The sequence below is a fragment of the Candidatus Margulisiibacteriota bacterium genome (genome assembly GCA_041661965.1).
Taxonomy (GTDB): Bacteria; Margulisbacteria; WOR-1; order O2-12-FULL-45-9; family XYB2-FULL-48-7; genus XYB2-FULL-45-9.
Window position 1 is genome coordinate 120184 of sequence record JBAZTH010000003.1, and the last position, 22878, is coordinate 143061.

Here is a 22878-nt window from a genome sequence, read left to right on the forward strand (position 1 = left end):
TGATTATTTCCGTTCTTGGGCAATGAACGCTTTGATTTCATCGGCGTAAAGGTTGTTGGTCTTGAGGTGCCTGGCCAGTGTTCCATTAAGATAGCCGCTCCGGTAGCCGCGCTTTTTCAGAAAATCATAAAGGGCGGCGTCGTCCGGCCCGTATGGGGTCTTAAACTTGATCGGATAGAAAACAAAATTCAGCGGTTCTTTAAGCAACGAACCCGGGATAACGAACAGCGGACCGGCGACGTTGCAGAGGAAGGGAGTAGCCAGGCTGTAGCTCTTGCCGTTTTTCCCTTTGATCGTTTTGGGCGGAAAGTAGAGGCCTTGCTCCGGATTAAAGCCGTTGTCGGCGTAGCGCATCCCCAGCATGCCGAGCTTTTCGATGTTTTCCGCCGCTTCCAGCAGCAGATCGAAGCTAAGCGGATCGAAGAGGACGTCCGGATCGATCGACCAGGCGGTTTTAGGCAGATTGCTCTCATCGATGTTCCTGGCGATAAAATCGTTGACGCCGTGCGGTTTACCGATATTAAAATCATAATGTTCGATGATCACCCGGTCCTGGTTGATGGTCTTCAGGTAATCACCAATCCCGTCCTTGGCGGCGCTGTCAATTATGATCAGGTAAACGTCCGGCCGGTCTTTCATAATAGATAAGAGGTTGTTGATGGAGAGAACAACGGCCGGTTTGACGTGATAAGCGGCCACGAACAACAAGTGCTTATCTTTAAGGGCGGCCCGATTGGTTAGTTGTTTCATTGGGTTTGGTCCCTTAAAATCCCGGTGATGGTGCTAAGTTCCGAGCTGAAATTAAAGGAAGAGGCGTTGACCGTTTGATGAATGAAATGCCTTTTCTGGAGACAGAATTCATCCCAGGAGTGGAGTTTTTTTTCACTGATCCTAGCCAGGATCTTGACCAAAAAAAGCGGGAGCGGCAGTTGAAAATAGGTTCGGTAACCGAAAAAAGAACAGATCTCGCCGATCAGGCGGCTGGCGGTGATCGGCGGATTGCCGAGGACATAAGTTTTTTCCGCCGGGTTCCTTAACAAAAAACTAGTGATCCTGGCGATATCGCGGGCGTGGATAAAATGGAAGCTAGCGTCAACCGTAAAGAAGCGGATCAGCCAGAGCCAGTTTTTTAGGCTAAGCATACCGGCGGAGGCGTGCGAAAAGGGGTGGCGCTGATCGCCGCCCAGCACCCAGGTTGGGAAGAGGGTAACGATGTTAGGGTAGATCTTTAAGTCCGGGAGTTTCTTGAATAGCCGATATTTACTACGGATATAATGGGTGCCATATTTTTCGGCCTCGACGATCGGTTGATTGTCCGAACCCAGAATGCTGGCAGTAGAAAAATAAATTACTTTTTGGCATTTGGTCGGGTCAAGCAGTTCAAATAATGTGAGAGAATAATCATAATTGCCTTCGTTGCCGCCCCAATCAGCCGCCAGGTGGACAACCGCGTCCATCTCTTTGAGCAGTTCGGCCTGACCTGCGATATTGTTCATGTCGTCGATAATAATTTTGAGCCGGGGATAAGCTTGGGGATCGAACCGCAGCTTTTGCGGCGTCCTGATCAGGCAATAAAGCTCGAGGTTCGGGTCGCCGATCAATTCGTCGAACAGGTAATGGCCGACGCAGCCGCTAAGACCGGTTATAAAAATTTTCTTCATTTCTGAATTATAGATGATACTGATCGCCGGCTCAACCAGTCGGTCAGATAAGCGATGACCTTCGGGCTGGAATAGGCGGCGGCCGCGATAAGCACCGGGAGGACCCCTGAAAGCAGGAGCAGGGCCAGGATCGTGAGCGCTTGGAGCGCCCGCTTGGCTGCGAGATTGGTTAAGCGGAGGGTTAGGGCCCCGGAACCGATCAGGATGAGAAAGACGACCAGACAAATGACCGGCCCGCGCCAAAGCAAAAGCGCGGCTCCCAGGGCGACGATCCCGTAAGTTTCAGAAGAGTGCCAGTTCATTCTTATTATGATACATGCCGGTAACAGTAAAAAGCAATGGGCCGATCGATTTTTCATAGTATAATAACGACAAATGGCAAAAGAAACGGTCGCGATAATCGTTCTTAATTGGAACGGCTGGCAGGATACGATCGAGTGCCTGGCCTCTTTAAAATCGATTCATTATGAAGACTGCCGGGTGATCGTGGTCGATAATGGCTCGACCGACGGCTCGGTCGGCAAAATAAAAAACTGGCTCGATAATAATAATTTCGCGAAACGCCCGGTAATAATTGAAACGCACAAAAATCTTGGTTATGCCGCCGGCAATAACGCCGGGTTGCGCTATGCTTTGAACGAGGGATTTGATTATTATTGGATCTTAAACAACGACACGGTGGTCGATCCGGAAGCGCTAAAAGAGCTGGTCATGAGGATGAAGGAAAAGCCCGGGGCCGGGATTTGCGGTTCGATGATTTTATATTATCATGAGCCGGAGAAAATAGCGGCGATTGGCGGCGGATTTTACGACAAATGGCTTGGGCAGGCCGTTCATCCGGGAGCGGACCGGCTTTTTGATCCGCATAAGATCGATCAATATATCAAACAAGAACGGAAGATCAATTATATTGAGGGGGCCTCGACTTTGGTCTCTCGCGATTTTTTGACTAAAATCGGGTTAATGAACGAAGAGTATTTTCTGTTTTTCGAGGAGATCGACTGGGCGACGCGGGCGCGGGGAAAGTTCGCCCTGGCGATCGCGCCCAAAAGTTTGGTTTATCATAAATGCAGCGCCAGCGTGAAAAAAAAGGAAAAAGAAGCGGCTAAAGGGGGGGGATTTAGTCCCTTGTTCGATTATTATAATACCAGAAATCGGTTGTTGTTTTCCTCAAAATATTATCCCTACACTTTGCCGACTGTTTACTTGAGTATTTTAGGCTATATTATCGACAAGCTAAGGGTCGGGGCTTGGAAGAACGCCGGGATAATAGCCGGGCAGGCGATTAATCATTTAAAGTTTTTCTAGAACGAGCAAGACGATCCGCTCGGTCCCGCCCCAGTCGGGCTTGCTCTCTTTGCCGATCTTGGCCATTTCTGCCATCCTGGCCGGGTCGCGCAGAATTCGCCAGATTGCCGCCGCTTTTTCCTCGGCGCTGCCGCTCAAAATGGCCATCGATTTCCCGGTGATCTTTTGGATCTCCTGCCAGCGGCGGAGGGTCGTTTGTGGCCCGCTCCCCGGGAAGCAGACAACCGGCTTGCCGAACGCGACTGCCTGTTCGTTGGCGATTCCGGCGAGGCCGATGATCAGATCGGAGCGGACGCAGACGTCGCCGAATTTTCCTTCCGCCAGATAGACCGCCGTTCCGCGCGGGGAAACCAGCATGCCGGTGATCCCGCGTTTCAGATCGGCCGGTAAAGTTTCGTACATCCGCCAGCCGACTTCGGTCATTTTCTTCGCCAGCCGTTCCCGGTCGAGGGTCGAGGCGACCAGGCCGACGAACTTTTCGCGGGCTTGAGCGGCCATTTTTTCGATGACCGAAAGGATCAACCCGAGGTTATCGTACGCTTCGCCCCTGGTGCCGGGGAGAATGCCGATCACTTTCTTGCTCCGGTCGAGGCCGAAGTCCTCGCCGGTTAAGGGGACGTAATCCATCACCCAGGTGCCGAGGAATTTTGCCGGGAGGTTTAGTTTGGCCAGATAATCAGCGGTTTCCCGGTCCTGGACGATGATCGTCTCGCAGAACCGGCGCAGCAGCCATTTTTCGAGCGGCCAGTAGCCGGCGATCTTCACCGACTTCGGTCCGTCGATAAAGATGAGCGGTTTTTTGACGAAGAGGCCGCAGAGGGCGACGACGTAAGCGTCGCCGACCGCCACTACCAGGTCCGGTTTTTGTTCTTTGAGAAGCTTGATCTGTCGGCGGAAGATCGAGAACCACCCGGCCCGAAGGTCTTTGAGAAAATGGAAAAGCCCTTCCTTGGCGAAGCCGCCGCTGGGGAGAAGTTTTTTTAAGCCGAGGCTGGTGATCCCTTTTTTCTTGTAAGCCTGGCCGAACCCGACGAGCGGCAGGGCGGCAAGCTCAACGTCCGGCCGCAACTGCGCAAGCCTGGCGCCGATCTCGGCGGCCGCCAGATCTTCGGCGTGGCCGTTGCTGACCAGTAAAAGCTTAGCCACGGGGTAGGTACTCTCCTTTAACGAAGATCGTTAAGATCGAAAGATAGGCGGCGAGCTTATCTTTGTGCTTCAGCCACGGATAGGTCAGGGCGGTGAGCAAGATGACCGGCAAGAGGAGGAGCGCCCCGAGCCAGCGGTAAAGCTGATAAGCGATCAGGCCGTAATGTTTCCGGCAGAAATATAAGCCGCCGCGAAAACCTTCCACGAAAATCATCTTTTTAAAGAGGTTGGTGGTATAGCCGCCATAGTGGACGACTTCCGCTTGCGGGACGAAATAGATCTTCCAGCCGTCCTTGATTATCCGCCGGGTGTAGTCGAGGTCGTCGTTGGAGAAAAAGAAATTCTCGTCGAGCAGGCCGATCCGGTCGATCGTTTTGCGTCTGATCAGAAGACACGCGGCGATCAGGTAGGTGACCGTGACCGGCTTGGTCGCCAGCCAGAAGCGGCGGCCAAGCATTCCGCCCTGGTGCTGGCTGGAGCCGTCCCGGTTGAGGAGCTTCGGTCCGCAGGCCCCGGCCCCCGGGTGGGCGTCCATGAACTCGACCAGCCGGTCGAGCGCCCCTTCTTTAACGACGGTGTCGTTGTTGAGGAGGAGGGCGTAGCGGCCGTGGTAGCGGCGGAGGGCCTGATTGTTCGCTTTGCAGAAGCCGACGTTCTCGTCATTGGCGATAATTTCCGCCGGGAAGCTTTTTAGTAATTGGAGCGAGTCGTCCTCGGAGTGGTTGTCGACGACGATCACTTCGAAAGTCGCTTTCTTTGTGGTGGCATAGACCGAACGGAGGCAATCTTCCAAGAGCTTGGCCCCGTTATAATTAACGATGATAATGGATAGGTCGATCATGCTACTTTCTTAGCCGGAGGGCTTGGCCGAGCTTGTAGAAGTTGAGCGCGAGCAGATGCTGGATATATTGGATCGTTTCCCGGCTCCCCATTTTACTTTCGCCGGCCGCTCGTTCGGCAAAGACGATCGGATATTCGATAACTTTTCCCTGGTGGTTTCCTTTGACCATCAATTCCAGGCCGACTTTACAGCCGATCGGGTTGATCTCGGTCCCTTCGAGGATCTTTTTGTCGAACATGAAGAAGCCGGAGGTCAGGTCGTTGACCGGGGTCAAGATCCGGCCGAGCATCCGCGCCCCCCAGGAAAAGAATTTCCGGTACCAGATCCAGTCGGAGGTCCCGCCGCCGGAAACGTGGCGGCTGCCGATCACGAGTTTGGCGGTGCCGTTCTTGATGAGCTTGTACATTTCAGGGAGGGCTTCCGGCGGGTGGCTCAAGTCGGCGTCCATGACGCAGACGATCGGGGCGTCGGCCAACCGGATCCCGTCCATGATCGCCGGGCCGGGACCGAGCCGTTCTTTTCGGACGTAGACCCGGAGCGGATATTTTTTAGCCAATTGCTCGGCCAGGTCGGCGGTCTTGTCGGGGGAATCGTCATCCACGACCAGCATTTCGGCGTTGATCCCGCGCAGGGCGGCAAAAACCCGCTCCGCCAGCGGGGTTAGATTTTTGCTTTCGTTGTAGGTTGGGACCGCGATGGTCAATTCCGGTTTCATTGGCACTCCAGCACTATTAGGTCGCCTTTAACTCCCAATATCTTAACATATTTGGGGAGATTGAAGCGGATCTTTTCGTACTCCGGCATCGAGATAAAGAGGAAACCCTGCCGACTGTTGATGAACGTCCAGACCGCCGGTTTGTCTTTCAGGAATTCGACCGTCCGCGGGCTGTAAAAAACGACGCCGGGGCGGTTGCCGGTACCGAAGGCGGCGATCTTTTGTCCCGGCTTAAAGACCCGCTCGATCTCCCGGCCGAGCGGCTTGGCCCCTTTAAAATCTTCGACCTGGGGGAGGACCATCAGGGTCAGGATGAACATGATGGCAAAGACCATCCCGGCCAGAGTGTTGATCGCCAACCCCCGGTTTTTGCTGAAATACATGATAATCGACAGGAGCGAGCAGGCGGCGAGGACCGCGCCAAGGAGGTATAGGACCGGGAGGAAGGCTTTGTACTGTTCCGGGTAATTAACGTTCCCGAGCATGGCAAAGCCGATAAAGAGCAGGACGACTACGACCAACAGTAGCAGGTTGGAGAGGATCATCCCGATCTTCAGTGCTTCCGGCTGGTCGAGCGATTCATCGAGCAGGCGGCCGACCATCAGGCCGAAAAACGGGTAGAGTGGCAGGATGTAGCTCGGCAGTTTCGTCTGGGCGACGGAAAAGACGATAAAAGCCGGGATGATCAGGCAGAGGCAAAGGAGGGAAGGGTCACTCCGCCAATTACGAACGGTCCGCCAGAAGGCGAAAGGGATAAAAGGGGACCACGGGGCAAAACCGACGATCAGCATCATAAAATAGTAGTACCAGGGGCCGGTGTGGTTCGAGACGACCCCCTGGAACCGGGCGAGAAAGAGAAAACCGATGGTGAAGTCGAGAAAAGGTTTACCGTGCCGGACCAGTTCGATGAGGTACCAGGGGAGGCCGATCAGGGCGAAGATCAGGAGCCCGGCCGGAAGCTTCAGCTCTTTGATCTTTCCCAGTTCCCCTTTCAGGAGCAGGAAAAGAAAAATTGTTCCGGCGGGGAGGGCGACCGCCAGCAGGCCTTTAATTAAAAAGGCGAGGGCGATCGGGAAATAACTTAAGGTATACCACCATTTCTTGTGGCTGGAATAACCCTGATAAAAACAGAAGAGAGCGAGCGTCACAAAGAAGGTCAGGACGATGTCGAGCTCGGCGATGCGGGACATGACCATAAATTGGAAAGCGGTCATGGTGACGAGCCCGGCCAGGAAACCGGCCCGTTCACTGTTAAAGAGTTTACGGCCGAAGAGGTAAGTGACGGCGACGGTGAAGAGGCCGGAGCAAGCGGCCGGGAGGCGCATCGCCCACTCGTTGAAGCCGATGATCTTGGAGATGATCGCGACGAACCAGTAATAGAGCGGCGGCTTATCGAAGATGACCGCGCCGTTGAAGTGGAGGGTCAGCCAGTCGCCGCGCAGGATCCATTTCACGAACTCGCCGTAAGTCGTCTCGGCCGCGTCATAGAGCGAAAAGCTCCCGAGCATGAAAAAGTAAAGGATCGCGGACAGAATTACTAAATAGGACAGGTAAGATTTCTTGGTTTTCTCGGTCATTAAATTGACTCCTTTCTGTGGACAAGGCCATGGATCTCGTCCTTAAGCAGGAAGATCGCCCACTGTTCGGGGTGGTTCTTCACGAAAGTTTCAAAATAGTTTCTGATCTTTTCGACCGCTTCTTCTTTGTTCTCCCGGTCGATCCGGAAGGGGGGCTGGAAATCGATGACGACTTTTTTTCCGACCCGGCGGGCGAGACACAGGACGATCTCCGCCCGCGAACGCTGGGCGAGGGTCAGCCAGCCGGTCGCGACCGGGATTTGCCGGCCGAGAAATTCCATTTCTTCATAGCGTCCTTCGTTGGCGCCGGTGTCGAGGAGGAGGCCGATGATCTGGTTCTCCGCCAGCGACTTGATCGATTCGAGGAACATGTTGTCGTTTAAGACGTTGATGAGTTTGGTCCCGTGCTTGGTCCGCGACTCGTTGATCATTTTAAAGAGCGGGTCGTCCGGCGTTTTGACGATCGAGGTAACGTGGTAGCCGAGATGAGAAAGGACCGACGGGATGAGCTCGTAGTTGCCGGTGTGCATCGTTAAAAAAAGCCCGCCGCTCCGCTTGGCGAGCGCCAGGTCGACGTTCTCGATCCCCTGGAGTTTGACGACTCGGGCGAAATGCTCATCTTTAAAGAAGGGGAGGCAGAGGAGCTCGAAAATTGAATAGCTGACGTTGCGCAAAAGCTGGTCGGCGTTGTGCCGGCCGTCGGTCCCGGGAAAGAACATTTCGTAGTTTTTGGCGACCAGCCCGCGGACCGGGGTGAATTTGGCGATTTGAAAGACCGCTTCGGCGGCAAAGCGCATAAGATAGACCGCGACCGCCGGGGGGAGCCGGAAGATCAGCCAAAATTTATAGCGTAATAGTTTTAGTAAGATCATTTAGCCTGGATCTCGTTGAGATATTGGTAGAGCCCGCCTTTGGCCAGTAATTCCTGGTGAGTGCCGACCTCGACGATCCGGCCGTTGTCCAAGACGACGACCCGGCTTGCTTTCTCGACGGTGTAGAGCCGGTGGGCGATGACAAAGCTGGTCCGGCCGGCCATCAGTTTCTCCAGCGCTTCGCGGAGGAGGCTTTCGGTCTCGACGTCTAGCGACGAGGTCGCTTCGTCGAGGATCAGGATCCTGGGATCGCGCAGGATCGCCCGGGCGATGGCGATCCGCTGTTTCTCGCCGCCGGAGAGCTTGGCCCCCCGCTCGCCGACTTCAGAGTCTAACCCGTTGGGGAGTTCGGCGATAAAGTTGTAAGCGTTGGCCGCTTTGGCGGCGGCAACGATCTCCGCTTCGCTCGCCTCGGGCCGGCCGTAGGCGAGGTTCTCGCGGATCGTGCCGCGGAAGAGGGCGATCTCCTGCGGGACGATAGCGATCTGGCGGCGGAGCGATTCGACCGTGACGTCGCGCAAGTCGATCCCGTCGATCAGGACCTGGCCGGAGCGCGGGTCGAAGAAGCGGGGGAGAAGGTTGACTAAAGTGCTCTTGCCGGAACCGGTCCGCCCGACGAGGGCGATCATCTCTCCCGGCTTGACCGCGAGGTTGATATTTTCCAGGACCGGTTCGGTTTCGTAAGCGAAGGAGATATTTTTAAGCTCGACCTGGCCGGCGATCTTGGGCAGCGGCTTGGCTCCCGGCTTGTCGACGATCGAGATCGGCGCGTCAAGAAGCTCGAAGATCCGTTTGGCCGAAGCCATCCCCTGCTGGAAGACGGTGAACGACTTGCTCAAGGTACTTCCCGGATCGGTCATGATTCCAAGAGCTGTGGCGAACGAGATCAGCTGCGGCAGGGTCAGGGTCCCATTAATGATCTCCATCCCGCCGTACCAGACGATGGCGACGGTGGCGATCGCCTGCAGGAAAGCGATAACCGGGATTTGCGTCGCCAGGAGTTGTTCTCCCTTCATGGTGATGTCAAAAGAGTGATCGTTCTCCTTCTTGAACTTGGCCGCTTCCGCTTCTTCCATAGTAAAGGACTGCACCGTTTTGATCTGGGAAACCGTTTCCTGGACGTGAGAAGTGATGTCGGCGGTTTTTTGCTGGACCCGCTCGCTGACATGCCGCAGTTCGGTGGCGAACATCCTGATCACCTGGACGATCAGCGGCAGAGCGATAAAAGTCAGAAGGGACAAGCGCCAGTTGAGCCAGAAGATATAGCCCATTAAGCCGACCAGCAGGATCGTTTGCGGAACGATCGCCGTGAAACCGGTCAAGATCGTCATTTGCAGGGTGGTGATGTCGTTCATCATCCGGGAGAGAATCTCGCCGGAGTGCCAATGGCTGTAGAAATCGAGGGAGAGCCGTTCCAGGTGGCGGTAGAGTTGTTGCCGGAGATTGATGATGATTTTATTGGAGACGTAACAGGAAAGATAGCCCTGGCCGTAGGTGAAGAGCCCTTTGATGAAGTAAAGCCCGATGATCCCGGCGGCGGTAATATTCAGCAGATAGAAGTTCTTTTCCTCGATCGCCTTAAAAGCGTTGCCCGCCAGCGGGGCGATCAGGAGCGTAGCCGCCGCGACCAGTATGGTGCAGAAAGTTGCCAGCATAATCTGTGGTAAATGTGGTTTTAGGTAAGAAAGGAGCCGTTTATATTGCCGCATTGAGTGCCTCCGCTAGTTTTTTTGCTCCGCCCGGTTCGCCCATCGCTTTGATCAAATCGACCGACATCTTCGTTCGGGCCGCTTTGTCGTGCAAGAGGCCAAGGGCCCGGCGGGCGACGACCAGCGGTTCGATCACTCCGCGGATCTCGGGGGCGACTTCGGTGTTTGCCTTCTGGTTGGGGAGGGCGAAAAATTTAGTTTTCTTGTTGATCGTCTTGGCGAGCCAGCGTTTCAGGGCCGGCCCGGCGATCGGGGTCCGGCAGAGGAGGTCGGCCAGTCCGTCGAGCGGAATGACTTCGGGATTGTTGAGCGGGAAGACGACGAGCATCGGGATCCCCCGGGCGGCGATCTTGGCGGTATTCGTTCCTGGGATGGTGATCACCAGCTCCGAGTTATTTATATCGTCGAAAGAAATGGTCTTAACCCCTTCAATTGGAGTCGCTTTGATGAAGGGAGAGCTGACGAGCTGGAATTTTAGGGTCGGATCCTCGGCTTTGAGCATCTTGATCACTTCCCGGTAGAAGGGGGTCATGTAATTGATCTCCCAGGTCCGGCTCCCCGGCATAAAGGTGACGACTTTTTCTTCTGGGCTCCACTTTTTAAGTTTAGCAATCGAGTCGACCATCAGGTTGCCGACGATTGCCAGTTTTTTCTTGGGGAGTTGTTTATGGAAGCGGTCGTAGGTCTGCTGGTCGGGGACAAAGAACTTTTGGTACGCTTTTTTCCAGCCGACCCGGTCCTGGACGTAAGCAAAAGCGGGGTAGTGCAATTTCCGGGCGACGATCATGGCGTGGGCGAGGTCGCCGCCGAGGTAGATGACCAAGCCTTTTTTGCTGAAAGTTATCCCTTCGGGGGGCTTATTCATGAAGGCCCATCTTTTATACTGGTCGGCAGTGACGATCGCCGAGAGGTTGGTCATGGTTTTAACGAACTCCAGTTCCCGGCCGCTGTTGTATTGGCAGGGGGTTAAGACCAGGATGAGGCGCTTGTCGCTTTTGCTCAATTCGTCGACGACCGGTTTGACCATCGCCGAGAGTTCGCCCGGGCTGTTAGCGACTATAACAATGTCTTCTTTCATTATCATACAAGTTTAGCTGATTTTGGGGGGAATGGGAAGCGGGGGAAGGGATAAGCTATAAGCAGTAAGCGCTAAGAGGAGAGATACGGAAACCTGTCCCGATCGGATCGGGACGGTTTCCTGGATCAAAATCGCTTCCGTTCGGAACCTGAGAATGAATTCTCGGTTCCTCACGAGTTTTATGAAACCTCTTGAAGGCCATATTTGTTTTAAACACCTTTTGAGCGGTTTGTCCCAGTGTTGAGAGAGGCAGATGCCTAAATAATGGCACTGGATTAGAATAAAAATTCCGGATGGGGCGCGTTTCTCTTACCTTAAGAAAAACAGAAACGTGTCCGCCGCAGGCGGATGGCCGGACAAAGAAAATGGTCGCCAAGTAAACAAGCTGGGAGAAAGTAATCTGCGTATAGGCCATAAGCCAAGCGCTCTTTCCTTTGACAAGCCCCGTAGCATAGTTTATAATATACGAAACAATGAAACAAATATATGAACTGCACGCTGATGTTTGCAAAACCCTGGCTAATCCCAAAAGGCTGGAGATAATTAATACCCTTGGCACGAAAGAGATGTCTTTCGGCGGCATCTTGGGTGTCTTAAAAATTAAAAAAGCCAACCTTTCCCAACATTTAGGCCTGATGCGCTCCAAAGGGATAGTTAAAACCAGAAGGGCTGGGGTCAATATTTATTATCGGATCGCCAACCCGAAGGTTATCAAGGCTTGCGATATCATGCGCGAAGTGTTGTTTGAGCAATTGTCCGAATCAAAGAAGTTGATCGGAAAGCTCAAGTAAAAGGAGGCGGGAATATGATGGGTTTTGGATCGATGAATGGGAATTGGTTCGGAGGAGGGTTTTTTATGATCGTAATCTGGATCTTGCTTATTGTCGGCGTAGTGTTTTTTGTTCAATGGACCGCGGAACAGGCGAAGAAAACCGGGAATGGCTCCGGAAATGAGACTGCTTTGGATATTCTCAAGAAAAGATATGCCAAGGGTGAGATCAATAAAGAGGAATACGAGCAGAAAAAGAAAGACCTTGGTTAAAGACGAGGACCTTCATGAAAATCAGAGAAAGCGGCATGCCGGAGCAAGAGAGGTGGGAGACGTTCTTCTCCCCGGATGAAATCCTGCAAACTCTTGGTTTGGGCCCCGAAGTTATCGACGCGGTGGAGTTTGGTTGCGGTTACGGAACGTTCACCGTCCCGGCCGCCCGGCTAATCTCGGGAAAACTGTTTGCTTTCGACATCGAGCCGGAAATGATCGCGATCACAAAAGAGACGGCGGCCAGGCAAAGCGCGAACAACGTCGAGGCCCGGCTCCGCGATTTTATGGCTGACGGCACCGGTCTCAAGCCCGAAAGCGTTGATTACGCCATGCTTTTTAATATTCTCCATCTTGAGAACCCGGTTGCGTTGCTGCTTGAGGCGAATAGGATCTTAAAGAAAAACGGCAAGATCGGAATTATCCATTGGAATTATGATCCGGCGACTCCCCGCGGGCCATCAATGGCGATCCGCCCCCGGCCCGAACAGTGCCTTGAATGGGCGAAAGAAGCGGGCTTTAGCGAGCCAAAACGATTTGATTTGAAGCCGTATCATTATGGGATAGTTATGTCAAAAAAAGGAGGAGAAAAATGAAAATAGGTCTTATTATTTCGAGCAACGACGCGGAAACCTGCTGGAATGCCCTTCGTTACGCTAACTTTAGTCTTGGGCAAAAAGATGAAGTTAAGGTCTTCCTGATGGGGAAAGGGGTCGAGTATCAAGCCATCAGTACGGATAAGTTCAACACCATTGAGCAAGCGGAAAAACTGTTGAGCGCTGGAGGGAAGATCCTGGCCTGCGGGACTTGCATCAAGTCGCGTAATCAGGCAGGGACGGAAATGTGTCCGATAAGCACGATGAAGGATATGTATGACCTTGTGAAAGAAAGTGACCGGGTCGTGACATTTTAGATAGCTTCTTTATGATCCAGGACCCCGTTTTTTACAAATCTTCCCCGTCTTTTAGGATCAGGAGGTCTCGGCAGGGGACGGTCCCTTCTCCGCCGGAAAAATCGAGTTCATTGGCGGCCAATAAATTAATGGCCGGTTGGAAAGGATTATGAGCCGGGTCGCTTTCTTTTTTAACCAGAAAACTGCCGGCCGGCAGCCCGGTCCAATCCTTACCGGGAGTTAAATGTTCCCGATGGTAATAATACCGGAAGCCGGCCAAATTGGCGGCGTAGACGATCCCTGGGCTAAGACAATTGTCGGCCAGGTGGACCAGTCCGTTGTCCAGGACCCGGTAGAGTTCGCTTAGGCCGGCGACGACTTCCAGGATGGTGTCGGCCGGGTTGCCGAACCCGAAAATTTTGGGGACGGTGATAAAGTCGAAAGACGCGCGCTCAAAAGGAAGAGCGCGGACATCGCCAACCCTCGTGCCGGGAGGCAAGAGCTCGTCGTTTATGATGTCGATCCCGACCGTTTTGGCCCCGAGTCGTCCGTAATATTCAAAGAAAGGGGTTTCATCCGGCGGGACCCGGCAGCCGACATCCAGGACTTTCAATCCGGGAAAAAGCCGGGCCAGCTCTTCACCGAACCGGAAAGCTTGATTACCGAATCTGGGGAAGTAATAGCCCTGACATTCGTTCGTTAAGTCGGTGAGCTGTTCCCAGCCCGATTCGACCGAGGGGAGTCCTCGCAGTTTTTGTTGCCGGTGAATAAAAGCAGTCATTTGTTCGATCGCTGTTCGTTGGTCGGGGGCAAGTCGACCTCCTTTTTCCGTGCCGATCATTACCAAGTCGTTGGGCGAGTTATTTATCAGGTCGCCGGAGTTAAGTTTGATATTCTGGCGAAAAGCCTCCGGCCAATCAACCGGGCCGTTCTTTTTCAGTTCGTTGATCTCACTGGCGCCGGGGAGTTTAACTTTCGGGCAAAGGGCCGCTTCGATCGCCAAAAGGGGATCGTAGCCGGCCGAGAGCTTGGCCGCGATCGCTTTCCCGTCCAATTTGATTAGGGGGAAGAAATGATTAATTATGAGATCGATATTTGAGTAATCGGCGAGAGTCCGAACCGTTTCGTCCGGCCAGGCTAGGGTCTCCCGGCAATAAATTTCCGCTGCTTTTTCCCACTCTGCTCTTGCCTTCGGATCGTATTGAAGCCGGCAGTCCCGGGCAATTCGCGCCGCCTTCATGAAAGCAGTTGGACTTTCCTTGGTGAGCAAGGCCACGGTCAAAGTTAGATAGGTTGTTATTGTGGAAGATCGATTGGGTCTTTCTGCCCGGCGGAGGGTTTGTTCCGCCCAAAACAGGCGATTATTGTTGATGATCTTGGAGAGGCTGTGGGCGATTGAAGTGAGATGCCGTTCTCCGTCCGCCTCGACCAAGTCGAAAAATGAGTTGATAACCGTTAACCCGGGGGCTGCTTCGAGCTTGGCCACTCCCTCCGCGATCGCCTCCGTTGCCGCGTGCCTAAAGGAGAGGTCGCCGATCTTGCCGGCCAGTTCGCACGCTCTGTTAAAAAGGGTGAGATCGCGGTTTGCCAGGCCGACCGTGGCCAAGGCCTCCGCCGCGTTATAGTAAAGCTCTTGGCGAAGGTCAGAATTCAGAGCCTCGGCAATTTTCAGCCCCCGGTTGATTGCCGCGAGTGAACCTCGTTTTGCCCCTTTTTCAATTGCGAAATTGGCTAGATGATAGCTTTTATATGGATTGCTGAATCGATAATTGCCGAAACAGCTTGTTCTGGCGCGCATAGGATCCTCCCGAATTTATTATCGGGAAGACTGGGCAGATAATTTCAGCGCTTTATTTGCGACCCCCTTTTTCGAGCGCTTTATTGACGGCGATCATGATTACCCGGCTGCTCGATGAAGCGCCGGTGACCGCGTCGACCTTGGGAGATTGCGCTTTAATGATCCGGTCGACGGTCGCCAGCGCTTCGTAACCCGATCCGCTGTGTTGGTCGATGATCGTGATTTTGACGATCTTGTGCTTTTTGACGGTCACTTCCAGGCTGACGGTGTTGAGGAAATCGCCGTAACTGCCGGCGTATGTCCCGTCGGCGACTTTGGCCAGGCTGACGATGGCTGTCTTATCCAGTGTCCCTTCGATCCGGTGGGCCATATTGACCAGCCGATAAACCAGGACCCCGAAACCGATCGCAACTAATAAGCAGATGATTCCCAGCGTGATGCCGATCTTTTTTAACATGATTTTCTCCTTTGATAAACAGATAGCTGATTTTACTACACACCCATAAGCTTGGCCAGCCAGGAAGTGTGGAGCTTCACCGCGTCATACTGGCAAAGCTCGTGACAGCAGAAACAATGGATGCAATTTTTCAGGTCGATAACGACCTTTTTGTCTTTCCCCTGATGAATCGTTTTGGCCGGACAGCTCTTCAGGCAGACCAGGCACTTCACGCATTTTTTCTGGTCGATCTCCGGGTTGACGGCGATGTAACGGGCGAGGAATCCGGCCACTCCCGGGAAACGTTTCAGGATCTTGTAGAGCTGATCGGGCCGCGCCCAATCAGTCCGGCGGAGTTCAGCTAAAGTCGCGCCGGCGATCTCGATCTGTTCGAGCGCCGCTACGCCAAGCCCGCGTTCGCCGGCGATCTGGATCATATCGATATCGCGCGGGTCGAAGCCGATCAGGTAAGCGGCGACGGTGTCGAGCGCCACGCCGTCGGGGGAGGCGATGATCGCTCCCAGTTGGCGCGGAGTCCCATGGCTGGGCCCGGCTCCTTCCATTCCGATGACCGCGTCCATGATCGTCAGTCCCGGCCGGCTGATCTGGAAAACATCGACCAGCAGATTGGCGAAATCGCGCGGATGAGGGGCGAGCCGGTGAAATTCGGTCTTGAAAAAGCCGGGGACACAGCCGAACATGTTCTTGATCGCTCCGGTGTAGAGGGTCATGCCGTGAGTTTTGATTTTAGGCAGGTCGATCACAAAGTCGGCGTTCAGGACCGGTCCGGCGATCGGCACTTCCGGCAGGAGTTGGCTGCCGCTCGGGCTTTTAACTTTGACGATCCCGCCTTGTTGGAAGAAAACCAGTTCGCCTCCCGCCGCTTCCGTTGCTTGTTTGATCCCCGCTTTTTCCAGCGAAGTGACGACGTTGGCGTGGGCGTTGCCCGGTGAATCGCCGACTAAAGCAATTCCTCCGGCCGCGACGACCGCTTTAACGACGGCATATATTATGGCGGGGTGGGTGGTGATTGCCAGCTCCGGGGCTTCACCCATCAGGCAGTTTGGTTTGATCAGTACCTTTTGGCCCGGTTTAATGAAAGCGGTAATTCCGCCGAACGGAGCGAGGGCGGCGGTAACTGCGGCGTCAACTTCAGCTTGTTCGTAACTGCCGCATTTAATTAATGAAACTTTAGCCAAGTCTTTTCGCGACCTCTTCAATTTTGCAGGGGATGAAGGTTGGTTTGGTACCGAACATCAGGGCGTTGTCCGGGTCTTTGAGCCCGTGCCCGGTTAGAACGCAGACGACGATCGAATCTTCTTTGACCTTGCCTGCTTTGGCTGCTTTGATCAGGCCCGCGACCGACGCGGCCGAGGCCGGTTCGGCAAAGACCCCTTCTTTGGCGGCGATCAATTGGTAAGCGGCGACGATTTCGCTGTCGGTCACGAGATTTATCTCTCCGCCTGATTCTTCAGCTGCCGCGACGGCGCTTTTCCAGCTGGCCGGGTTGCCGATCCGGATGGCGGTTGCCAGGGTCTCCGGCTTTTCGATCGGATGGCCGCGGACGATGGGGGCGGCCCCTTCGGCCTGGAAGCCCATCATCTTCGGCAGTGTTGAGATCTTGTTGGCGGCGAAATATTCTTTGTAACCTTTCCAGTAGGCGGTGATGTTCCCGGCGTTGCCGACCGGGATGAAGTGGTAGTCGGGGACGGCGTTCAGCTGGTCGCAGATCTCAAAGGCGCCGGTCTTTTGCCCCTCGATCCGGTAGGGGTTGATCGAATTGACGATCTCGACCGGGTATTTTTCCCCCATTTCCCTGACCAGGTCGAGCGCCTGGTCGAAGTTGCCGTCGACTTCAAAAACTTTCGCTCCGTGCATGATCGCCTGGGAAAGTTTGCCGAGGGCGATCTTTCCTTTGGGAATAATAACAATGCAGTCGAGACCCGCCCGGGCCGAGTAGGCGGCCGCGGAGGCGGAAGTGTTGCCGGTCGAGGCGCAGATGACCGCCTGGCTGTTGTTCTCTTTGGCCTTGCTGATCGCCAGGGTCATGCCGCGGTCCTTGAACGATCCGGTCGGGTTCATCCCTTCGTATTTAAGGTAAACCTGACAGCGGACCAAATCGCTTAAGTGGTTAGCCTTGATCAGCGGGGTATTTCCTTCGCCTAGGGCAATGACCGGGGTTTCGTCGGTTACGGGTAAATATTGGCGGTACTCTTCGATTAAACCTTTCCAAGCCATGGCGCATCTCCTTCAAAAATTCATTTGTTTTAAGTATATCATATGTTACAATAACTTAAGAATCCGCCCGGGTGACATGGAGGCTGATCTTGAAAAGAACTGTGCTGTTCGCCTTGTTGCTGTTAACGGCCGCCTTGATCGGTTGCGGGACCAGCTCAACTTCGTCTACCGTCAACCAAGCGATCCAAACCACTCTCGATAACCAGACCGATTATTTTGATTTTGGTTCTTCCGACGCCGAGACCACCGGCGGCGTCACGGTTTTTCAGTCTTCCAGTGAATCATACAGTTGGTACCGCCATATTGGTTCGCCGGCTACTCCTGCTTATACCATCATTAGCCAGGACTCCGCCAACGCGGTCGTTAAAGTCGTTCGATCCGTCGAAGGGACCCTTTATTATCATTTGACCCCCGGTTCGGTCAAACGGGTGAAGTATTTTTCACAGGAGATCACCCGCTACGCCCAGCTGACTTCGGCCAATAACGGCACGACCTGGAGCCTGGCCCAACTTTCTCCGGCTGTCGCCAAATCAACTAAACAAACTCCGACTTTGGGGATCGGTTCCGTTCCCTGTGACGTGACGATGAGCAAAGTGGTCTTATCATCGGACGGCACGGTGATCGCTGAAGTGACGGTCGAAGCTTCGGTTGGCGGTCCCTGGATAAATTTAAGCTCGATTCCCAAGGTTCGACGGGGAAGCACGATCGAAGTTACGGTTTATGCCGCCGCCGAGGGAGGCTATAAGCCGCTGGTCTATATCTGGCCGTCGTTAAAGACCGTTTTTCGCGCGCCGCTCAACAAAGAATCTCCGGCCGGGGTCTTTTCCGGCGCCGCTAATTTCTTGACCGTTTCTTCGACCGAGACGACCGGGATCAAGCAATTATACATCGGGGTCTTTAACTCGGGGACCCTTTCCGACACGACCTCGCCGTACGATTACGGCGGCTGGCATTTGCTTTATCAGGTCGAGTAGAAAGGAGACCGGGGTGGACCGATTATTTTGGCTTGGGATCGCGGCCGGGACATTAACGACCGCCGCCTTTCTCCCGCAAGTTATAAAAACTATTTCAACCAGACACACCAAAGACATTTCCCTGTTAATGTACGTTCTTTTTTCTGTCGGACTTATTCTCTGGACCATCTACGGCCTTCAACTCGGCTCCTGGCCGGTTATTATCGCCAATTCCGTGACCCTTGTTCTTGCTTTTACTATCATTTACCTGAAGCTCAAGCACGGCTAGTTCTTGCCGTTCTAACCGCCCCGATTGGATCGGGGCGGTTAAAAATTTTATAACTTTTATGTTATAATCTAGATATCTTTTTATGAAAGGACTATCAACATGCCAAAGAAACCGCTAAAATATTATCTGATGATCCCCGGTCCGACCCCGATCCCGACCCGGGTCCTGGCCGCGATGAACCACGAAATGATCGGCCACCGCGGGCCGCTTTTCTCCAAAGTCATGAGAGAGGTTATGGACGGCCTGCGCTGGGCCTACCAGACCAAGAACGAGATCTTCGTTTACCCGAGTTCCGGGACCGGCGGGATGGAAGTCGCTGTTGTCAATATGCTCTCTCCGGGAGACAAGGTTATCATTTGTAACATCGGCGCGTTCGGCGCCCGTTTCGTTAAGATCGCCAAAGCGTACGGGGTCGATGTCATTGACTTGAAGTTTGAAAGAGGGAAGCCGGCCGACCCCGCGGTCCTGGCCGCCGAACTGAAAAAGAGCCCGGTCAAAGCGGTCTTTTTCCAGCAGAACGAGACCTCGACCGGCGTTGTCAACGACGTCGAAAAACTGGCCAAGACCGTCCGCGCCGTCCAACCGGAGGCGCTGGTCATTGTCGACGCGGTCTCCGGTCTTTTGGCCGCGCCGCTTAAGACCGATGAATGGGATCTTGATGTCGTCGTTTCCGGTTCGCAAAAAGCGTTCATGGTCCCGCCGGGGATCGCCGCCGTTTCCGTCTCCGCCCGAGCCTGGAAAGCTTACGAAACCTCCAAGTGTCCGAAACATTACTGGGATCTCGGCTTAATGAAGGCCGAAGCACCCAAAGGCCACACTTATACCACGCCGCCGGAGTCGCTGATCTTCGGGATGCGCGAATCGCTCAAGATGCTGCAGGAAGAGGGGCTGGAGAACATTCTCGCCCGGCATAAGTTCAACCGCGACCTGCTCCGGACCGCCGCTAAGGCGCTGGGGCTGAAACTTTTGGCCGATGATTCCTGTGCTTCGCCCGCGGTGACCGCCATTTGCCCGCCCGACGGGATCGACGGCGAAAAGGTCCGCGAACTGATGCGCGAAGACTTTGGCGTGGAAGTCGCTCCGGGACAAGGCGAACTGAAAGGAAAAATATTCCGGATCGGCCACCTTGGCTATGTTGATTCGCTCGACCTGATCGGGGCTTTGGCCGCTTTGGAAGTCCTGTTCAAACGGCTGGGAGCGAAGATCAACTTCGGGGCCGGCGTCAAAGCGGCGATGGAACTTCTCTGATCAACCATCGCTTAGTTGTCCAGTACGATGGCGCGGGGTTCGAGGGTTTTCAGTCGCAAACTCATCATCGGACTATTCAGGACGAGTTGGAAAAAGCGCTCGGCCGCCTTTATAAGCGTCGGATAAAAGTTTTGGGAACCTCCCGGACCGATTCCGGGGTTCACGCTCTTTGCCAGGTCGTCAGCTTTCAAGCCCCGCTGATTATTCCATTCCCCAAATTGCCGCTCGCGCTGAACGCTCTTTTGCCGGAGAGCATCCGGGTGATCAAAGCCGATCGGGCGCCGGATTCTTTTGTTCCCCGTTTTGCCGCCAAGAACAAGACCTACGAATACCTGATCTTTAATGGCAAGATCATGCCGCCGCTCATCAGGCATTTTGTCTGGCAGGTCAAACCAAAGCTCGATCTTAAAGCGATGCGCCGGGCGGCCGCCGGCTTGAAAGGCCGCCATGATTTTACCGCCTTCTGCAACGCCGGCGGGAAAGAACGAGCGGGGGTCAGGAATTTACGGCGGGTCGGTATCGGTTTTAAAAAGATCGTCCTTTGGGATGGCTTGAAGGTTGAGGTTATTACTCTTAAGTTCCAGGCGGATGGTTTTCTTTATCGGATGGTCCGTAACCTGGTCGGGACCTTGGTGGAAGCGGGGCTTGGCAAGATCGAGCCCGAGCGGATAAAAAAGATCATCAAAAACAGAGACCGAACGTTAGCCGGCCGGACCGCTCCCCCGCAGGGACTTTGCCTGATAAAAGTCCAATAATAACCGCGAAAATAACAGATACAGATTCACTGCTATTTATGATATAATTTCACCCGCTTGTGCCGAGAGTTAATCTTTAAATTTTCCTTGGCAAGGGAGAAAAAGTGCCGATAAAAAAACTGGCAATTTTTATGATGGCCGCGCTGGTCTCTCTTCCGGCGTTCGCTTCTCAAAGTACGAATTATAAACTCCTGCCGAAGATCGTTGATTCGGGCGGAAAAACCAGTAGTTCTCCCGCTTACATTTTTTCCTCCAAGACCGGGATTACCAACCAAGCCAAAATTACCGGCTCCAGCTATATTTTTTACCCCGGCTTTTTCTTTCCGGCCGAAATAACTGGGGCGGTCAACACTCCGGCGATCATCCGGATGGAAGACAAGACCGCGCCGGTTATCGAAGTGACCATCGCCGGCAGCGATTCGCCGCTTTGGTCGAACGACTCGATTGTCGCGGCGCCGACCTTCAAGATCGATCTCACTGACGACATAGAACTCGACCCGGATTCCGTTATCGTGAAAATCGACGGCGAGATCAGGGTCAACGCCAACAGTCTGACCGAAAACCTTGACTCGGATAAACCTCAAGGGTATAAAACTTCCATTTGTTTGTCCTGCGCGACTTCTTTTACTCCCGGTATGCACAGTTTGTACATTGAAGCTAAAGACAAGAGCCGGAACTTTGGCTTTAAACAGTACGATGGCTTGCAGGTTGCCGCGCCGAATGCCGCGCCGGAAATGAAAACCGGCTCACTGGTCGTCTCACCAACGACCTATTCGCCCGCCGCCGGCGGCGGGGTCACCGTCGCTTTTAGCGTCAATAACGAAACCGATGTTGCTCTCTTTGTTTACGGCCCCGGCGGTCGAGGGACCGAATGGGCGAGGAAAATGCGGGCGAAGGCCGGCTATAACCAGATCGAATTTAGCGGCGTTTCCGATCTGTCGGGCGAGCCATTGGCGAACGGGATTTATGTGCTGAAAGTTATTGCCGGCGGCAAAGAACTGGGCAAGCAATATTTAGTGGTTTACGGAACAAAATAGCATGGATTCTATCCGGGAAATGCAATATAATGTCGTCGTTGTCGCTGACGGAAAAATCAGTTTGGGAGGAAGTAAATGATTAACAGGATCTGGGTAATATTAATCGGCTTGATCGTCCTGGGGTCCGTCGCTTCGGCTGTCCCGCAAAAAATGAATTTCCAGGGGAGATTGACCGATGCCGGCGGGAATCCCATTACCGCCGCAGTTGACGTTAAATTCTCGATCTATGATGCCGCTTCGGGCGGGACCGAGCTCTGGACCGAAACAATTGGGGTTACCCCGGACCAGGGGCTCGTCAATCAGGAGCTCGGCTTGACCATTCCGATCGCCGCTTCGGTTTTTACCGCCGATACCCGATACCTGGCCGTAAAAGTCGGCGCCGATGCCGAGATGTCGCCGCGTATTCCGTTAGCGACCGTCCCCTTTGCTTTTCGGGCGGCGACCGCCGATAATGTTGCCGATAACATCATCACCGCCGATAAGATCGTTAATAATACCATTACCGCCAATAAATTTGCGACCGGCCAGGTTGTGACCGGTATTGCTTCCTCCGGTTCGATCTCTACGCTGAAAGACAACGTCGTTCTTGAAGGCGGGTCGGGGGTGACGCTTAATCAGAACGATCTCTTGAACAAAATCACGATTACCGCGGTTTCGACGGCCGGCGGGACGGTGACGCAGGTTGATACCGGGAGCGGTTTGACCGGCGGGCCGATCAACACGACCGGAACGGTTTCGATCGCGGCTGGCGGAATTACCGCGGCTCATTTAGGGACGGGGGTTGTGACGGCGGGGGCGATTGCCGCCGACGCGGTGGTGACGGCTGGGGTCTCGGACAGCGCGATCACCGAACCGAAGCTAAATGTCGCGAACGCGGCGGTCAACGATTATCTTTTAACTTACACGGCGACCGGTTTGGCCTGGGGTTCGCCGGGCGGGACCGGGACGGTGACGCAGGTTGATACCGGGAGCGGTTTGACCGGCGGGCCGATCAACACGACCGGAACGGTCTCGATCGCGGCCGGGGGGATTACCGCGGCTCATTTAGGGACGGGGGTTGTGACGGCGGGGGCGATTGCCGCCGACGCGGTGGTGACGGCTGGGGTCTCGGACAGCGCGATCACCGAACCGAAGCTAAATGTCGCGAACGCGGCGGTCAACGATTATCTTTTAACTTACACGGCGACCGGTTTGGCCTGGGGTTCGCCGGGCGGGACCGGGACGGTGACGCAGGTTGATACCGGGAGCGGTTTGACCGGCGGGCCGATCAACACGACCGGAACGGT

Annotated in this window: 25 protein-coding genes; 11 read left to right on the plus strand and 14 right to left on the minus strand. The window is 54.3% G+C overall.

The window, feature by feature from the left end; genetic code table 11:
• Nucleotides 1-3: 3 nt before the first annotated feature.
• The 3 genes from WC772_06395 to WC772_06405 are packed head-to-tail and all read right to left on the minus strand — an operon-like array spanning nucleotide 4 to nucleotide 1963.
• Nucleotides 4-750 (minus strand): hypothetical protein, encoded by a 747-nt coding sequence (locus WC772_06395; protein MFA6170382.1) that lies wholly within the window; start codon nucleotides 748-750, stop codon nucleotides 4-6.
• On the minus strand, nucleotides 747-1661 hold the full coding sequence (locus WC772_06400; GenBank protein MFA6170383.1) for an NAD(P)-dependent oxidoreductase: 915 nt from the start codon (nucleotides 1659-1661) through the stop codon (nucleotides 747-749). Before WC772_06400 ends, WC772_06395 begins: the two co-directional genes overlap by 4 nt.
• The gene (locus tag WC772_06405; GenBank protein MFA6170384.1) at nucleotides 1658-1963 is read right to left on the minus strand and encodes a hypothetical protein; all 306 of its coding nucleotides are present in this window, start codon (nucleotides 1961-1963) and stop codon (nucleotides 1658-1660) included. The genes WC772_06400 and WC772_06405 overlap by 4 nt, the downstream gene beginning before the upstream one ends.
• Nucleotides 1964-2036: 73 nt before the next feature.
• On the opposite strand from WC772_06405, the gene WC772_06410 reads away from it, so the two are divergent.
• The gene (locus WC772_06410; protein MFA6170385.1) at nucleotides 2037-2969 is read left to right on the plus strand and encodes a glycosyltransferase family 2 protein; all 933 of its coding nucleotides are present in this window, start codon (nucleotides 2037-2039) and stop codon (nucleotides 2967-2969) included.
• On the opposite strand, the gene WC772_06415 is transcribed toward WC772_06410, so the two are convergent.
• Genes WC772_06415 through WC772_06445 form a run of 7 tightly spaced genes read right to left on the minus strand, consistent with a single transcriptional unit; the run spans nucleotide 2955 to nucleotide 10907 of the window.
• Nucleotides 2955-4115 carry a lipid-A-disaccharide synthase-related protein gene (locus WC772_06415; GenBank protein ID MFA6170386.1) on the minus strand — a complete coding sequence of 387 codons (1161 nt, stop codon included), beginning with the start codon at nucleotides 4113-4115 and terminating at the stop codon, nucleotides 2955-2957. The genes WC772_06410 and WC772_06415 overlap by 15 nt on opposite strands.
• Nucleotides 4108-4956 carry a glycosyltransferase family 2 protein gene (locus WC772_06420; protein MFA6170387.1) on the minus strand — a complete coding sequence of 283 codons (849 nt, stop codon included), beginning with the start codon at nucleotides 4954-4956 and terminating at the stop codon, nucleotides 4108-4110. The genes WC772_06415 and WC772_06420 overlap by 8 nt, the downstream gene beginning before the upstream one ends.
• Nucleotide 4957: 1 nt before the next feature.
• The gene (locus WC772_06425; protein MFA6170388.1) at nucleotides 4958-5671 is read right to left on the minus strand and encodes a polyprenol monophosphomannose synthase; all 714 of its coding nucleotides are present in this window, start codon (nucleotides 5669-5671) and stop codon (nucleotides 4958-4960) included.
• Nucleotides 5668-7248 carry a glycosyltransferase family 39 protein gene (locus WC772_06430; GenBank protein MFA6170389.1) on the minus strand — a complete coding sequence of 527 codons (1581 nt, stop codon included), beginning with the start codon at nucleotides 7246-7248 and terminating at the stop codon, nucleotides 5668-5670. Before WC772_06430 ends, WC772_06425 begins: the two co-directional genes overlap by 4 nt.
• Nucleotides 7248-8120, minus strand: coding sequence for a lysophospholipid acyltransferase family protein (locus WC772_06435; protein MFA6170390.1), 873 nt, complete (start codon nucleotides 8118-8120; stop codon nucleotides 7248-7250). Before WC772_06435 ends, WC772_06430 begins: the two co-directional genes overlap by 1 nt.
• Nucleotides 8117-9829, minus strand: a complete 1713-nt coding sequence (locus WC772_06440; GenBank protein MFA6170391.1) for an ABC transporter ATP-binding protein — start codon at nucleotides 9827-9829, stop codon at nucleotides 8117-8119. The genes WC772_06435 and WC772_06440 overlap by 4 nt, the downstream gene beginning before the upstream one ends.
• On the minus strand, nucleotides 9816-10907 hold the full coding sequence (locus WC772_06445) for a hypothetical protein (protein MFA6170392.1): 1092 nt from the start codon (nucleotides 10905-10907) through the stop codon (nucleotides 9816-9818). Before WC772_06445 ends, WC772_06440 begins: the two co-directional genes overlap by 14 nt.
• Before the next feature lie 473 nt (nucleotides 10908-11380).
• Between WC772_06445 and WC772_06450 the strand changes: the two genes are divergently transcribed.
• The 4 genes from WC772_06450 (at nucleotide 11381) to WC772_06465 (ending at nucleotide 12859) form a co-directional block, all read left to right on the plus strand.
• The gene (locus WC772_06450) at nucleotides 11381-11698 is read left to right on the plus strand and encodes a metalloregulator ArsR/SmtB family transcription factor (GenBank protein MFA6170393.1); all 318 of its coding nucleotides are present in this window, start codon (nucleotides 11381-11383) and stop codon (nucleotides 11696-11698) included.
• A 65-nt stretch (nucleotides 11699-11763) separates the two neighbouring features.
• Nucleotides 11764-11949 (plus strand): SHOCT domain-containing protein, encoded by a 186-nt coding sequence (locus WC772_06455; protein MFA6170394.1) that lies wholly within the window; start codon nucleotides 11764-11766, stop codon nucleotides 11947-11949.
• A 14-nt stretch (nucleotides 11950-11963) separates the two neighbouring features.
• Nucleotides 11964-12542 (plus strand): class I SAM-dependent methyltransferase, encoded by a 579-nt coding sequence (locus WC772_06460; protein ID MFA6170395.1) that lies wholly within the window; start codon nucleotides 11964-11966, stop codon nucleotides 12540-12542.
• Entirely contained in the window at nucleotides 12539-12859 is a 321-nt protein-coding gene (locus WC772_06465) for a DsrE family protein (protein ID MFA6170396.1), read from the plus strand. Before WC772_06460 ends, WC772_06465 begins: the two co-directional genes overlap by 4 nt.
• A 31-nt stretch (nucleotides 12860-12890) precedes the next feature.
• On the opposite strand, the gene WC772_06470 is transcribed toward WC772_06465, so the two are convergent.
• From WC772_06470 to thrC, 4 genes are read right to left on the minus strand one after another with little or no spacing between them, the layout of a single operon-like run.
• Nucleotides 12891-14636, minus strand: coding sequence for a hypothetical protein (locus tag WC772_06470; protein MFA6170397.1), 1746 nt, complete (start codon nucleotides 14634-14636; stop codon nucleotides 12891-12893).
• Nucleotides 14637-14688: 52 nt separating this feature from the next.
• Entirely contained in the window at nucleotides 14689-15093 is a 405-nt protein-coding gene (locus WC772_06475; protein MFA6170398.1) for an FMN-binding protein, read from the minus strand.
• Between the two features lie 35 nt (nucleotides 15094-15128).
• Nucleotides 15129-16271: a DUF362 domain-containing protein gene (locus tag WC772_06480; protein ID MFA6170399.1), complete on the minus strand. Its 1143-nt coding sequence runs from the start codon at nucleotides 16269-16271 to the stop codon at nucleotides 15129-15131.
• Nucleotides 16264-17310: a threonine synthase gene (gene thrC / locus WC772_06485; protein MFA6170400.1), complete on the minus strand. Its 1047-nt coding sequence runs from the start codon at nucleotides 17308-17310 to the stop codon at nucleotides 16264-16266. The genes WC772_06480 and thrC overlap by 8 nt, the downstream gene beginning before the upstream one ends.
• 89 nt (nucleotides 17311-17399) lie before the next feature.
• Here thrC and WC772_06490 point away from each other — a divergent pair, with 89 nt between their 5' ends.
• The 6 genes from WC772_06490 to WC772_06515 all read left to right on the plus strand — a co-directional run.
• The gene (locus tag WC772_06490) at nucleotides 17400-18284 is read left to right on the plus strand and encodes a hypothetical protein (GenBank protein ID MFA6170401.1); all 885 of its coding nucleotides are present in this window, start codon (nucleotides 17400-17402) and stop codon (nucleotides 18282-18284) included.
• 13 nt (nucleotides 18285-18297) lie between these two features.
• Nucleotides 18298-18552: a SemiSWEET transporter gene (locus WC772_06495; protein MFA6170402.1), complete on the plus strand. Its 255-nt coding sequence runs from the start codon at nucleotides 18298-18300 to the stop codon at nucleotides 18550-18552.
• A gap of 99 nt (nucleotides 18553-18651) precedes the next feature.
• The gene (locus tag WC772_06500) at nucleotides 18652-19800 is read left to right on the plus strand and encodes an alanine--glyoxylate aminotransferase family protein (GenBank protein ID MFA6170403.1); all 1149 of its coding nucleotides are present in this window, start codon (nucleotides 18652-18654) and stop codon (nucleotides 19798-19800) included.
• Nucleotides 19800-20555: a tRNA pseudouridine(38-40) synthase TruA gene (gene truA, locus WC772_06505; GenBank protein MFA6170404.1), complete on the plus strand. Its 756-nt coding sequence runs from the start codon at nucleotides 19800-19802 to the stop codon at nucleotides 20553-20555. Before WC772_06500 ends, truA begins: the two co-directional genes overlap by 1 nt.
• Nucleotides 20556-20659: 104 nt before the next feature.
• Nucleotides 20660-21592 (plus strand): hypothetical protein, encoded by a 933-nt coding sequence (locus WC772_06510; GenBank protein ID MFA6170405.1) that lies wholly within the window; start codon nucleotides 20660-20662, stop codon nucleotides 21590-21592.
• A gap of 75 nt (nucleotides 21593-21667) precedes the next feature.
• The coding region (locus tag WC772_06515) for a hypothetical protein (GenBank protein MFA6170406.1) at nucleotides 21668-22878 on the plus strand (1211 nt) is incomplete at its 3' end.